The following is a 2,120-nucleotide window of genomic DNA, read 5'->3' as shown; positions in this document are numbered from 1 at the left end:
GGTTTCAATCCTTGTTTTACTGGAAGTACCACTTCAACGTCCTCGGAGTCGTATCCCGCCATTTTCAAGCCTTACGGAAATTTTTTGACGGAACTTTTTTAAGCAAATTTCATTAAAAAAAGCCCCATTTTTATCAAATTTCACGCATTTTTGAGTCACCAACATAGGCATCTAACCCACTTTTTTCAAGGACTAGAGGACTGTCGATAAAAATTTTGCAATAATTTTAGAACCACATTTTACCAAATATTTCTCTAACCACAGTTAAAATATACCATAAATTAGCTATTTTTTCAATGGACTTACAAGTAAAACTTTCCCATTGAAGTATATATCACATATATCGTAAATATCATTGCCATACTTCAAAAAAACTCCAAATAACTACATCAGCAAAACCCAATTAGAAATTCATTCCACCCTAAACTTCTCCTGTCAAAACCTTAAATCATTACCTGTAAATAATGAACAGTATAATAAATCTCCCGTGATATAAAATAACATCAACACAACAATAAACATAGTCTTGTTTGGAGTAATAAGATGGCAAAAAACAACTATAAGCAAAAAAACATAGCAATGCCGATTGAAAAACACAACACAGCAGCTTGAGCAAATATTAGAAAGAAAAAACTCCAGTCGAGAATTTCCATTTCCTGCAAGCTTAAAATAGAAAATGCCAATTAATATGTTGATTCAAATCAAAAATAAGAGCAAACATCTATAATAGGGTGTCACCGTCCTGAGCCTAGAAAGGCTAGCCTTCACGTTGAGCAAATTACAATGCCTTCACCTTTTTTGCTGCTCCTAAAGGAACAAATGTATTGCTGGATACCCCTTAAGGGGTATCCATATTCTTTTACACTTAATTCGTCAATCATAATGTCATGCTTTTCTTGCTTTTGCATATATTTTTTTATTGTTGCCTCATTTAATCCTAATGTACTCACATAATCAATCCCATTTCCGTCCGTATGGTATTCAATTAATCTGTTTTTGCGTATGAACCTTATCATAATCACTAATACCGTCTCCATCTGTATCTTCTAACCATGGATCTGTTCCATTTATAAACTCATTCCAGTTTGAAAGTCCATCTCCATCAATATCAAGGTCAACATCCGGTACATTCATACCATATGTTACCTTGCGTGTCGGATCAGTACCCAAAATTCTAAATTCATAACCGTCAGGAAGTCCGTCTCCGTCCGTATCGGGATTTAGGGGATCCAATCCCAAAATTATCTGCTCTTTTTTATAGCCATATTTTTCAGATACAAGTTCCATGCCTTCAATTCCCATCTCTTCGTATTCAGGAGCATTATAAAAAATTGATACTATCGAACCTAATTCTAAAATAACCCATGCTTTAACTTCCTCGTAATCTGTTAAGCCATCTTCATCGGTATCGGGATTTAATGGATCTGTTCCATAAATATTAATTTCTTCATAATCTGAAAGTTTATCTTCATCGGTATCGGAATTTAACGGATTTGTATTGTATATGTATACCTCTTCATAGTCAGACAGTCCATCTCCGTCCGAATCCTTATCATTTATATTTGTCAAAGTTTTAGTAAGATTATTTCCATATTGGTCTTCTATCACTAAAATAATATTAATCTTAAAATAGTCCTTGTTAAGTTCAAAATCTTTGAGTGCCCAACCATATGGGGTTTTGTTTTCATTAAATATTCCTTTTTCTTCTTCTTTTGGACCTAGAGCGATTAACCCATTTGTAATATTATCTTTTTCCATCTTAGGAGTTTCCATATCAAATCCATAGTATTTCACATTGTAGTACATCTTTTTTACATTTTCTTGGTCAAATACGCCTTCGATAGTGGCTTTTTTCTGTTCTTCATTAAAAATTCTAAAATCTCCGCCCGATACATATAAAAAGTCATCAACCGATTTACCTTTAAACGGCCCACTTTCAATTGTTGAACCGGAACCGGAAGGTGAAGATGATGTCACAGGCTTTGGAGTAGGTGAAACCTGGTCATGAGTTGTACCGGGAGTTTTTTCGGGTATTTCATCCAAATCCTTGTCAATAAAATTTCTAACATAATTTGCAAGCAAAGCAAAAGCTTCTGCTCTTGATGCATAGTTTCCCGGTT

2 pseudogenes are annotated in these 2,120 nt (G+C 34.2%); both read right to left on the bottom strand.

The features are described from left to right. Nucleotides 1-851 precede the first annotated feature (851 nt). Nucleotides 852-953 (bottom strand): annotated as a pseudogene (locus tag PLH43_RS10550) (IS200/IS605 family transposase); the annotation flags it as partial. A gap of 28 nt (nt 954-981) precedes the next feature. Further along, a pseudogene (locus PLH43_RS10545) lies at nt 982-2,120 on the bottom strand (hypothetical protein); the annotation flags it as partial.

Source organism: Acetivibrio sp. (assembly GCF_035371925.1).
In the GTDB taxonomy this organism is placed as follows: Bacteria; Bacillota; Clostridia; order Acetivibrionales; family Acetivibrionaceae; genus Hungateiclostridium.
This window is presented reverse-complemented; position numbering and strand designations above follow the sequence as displayed.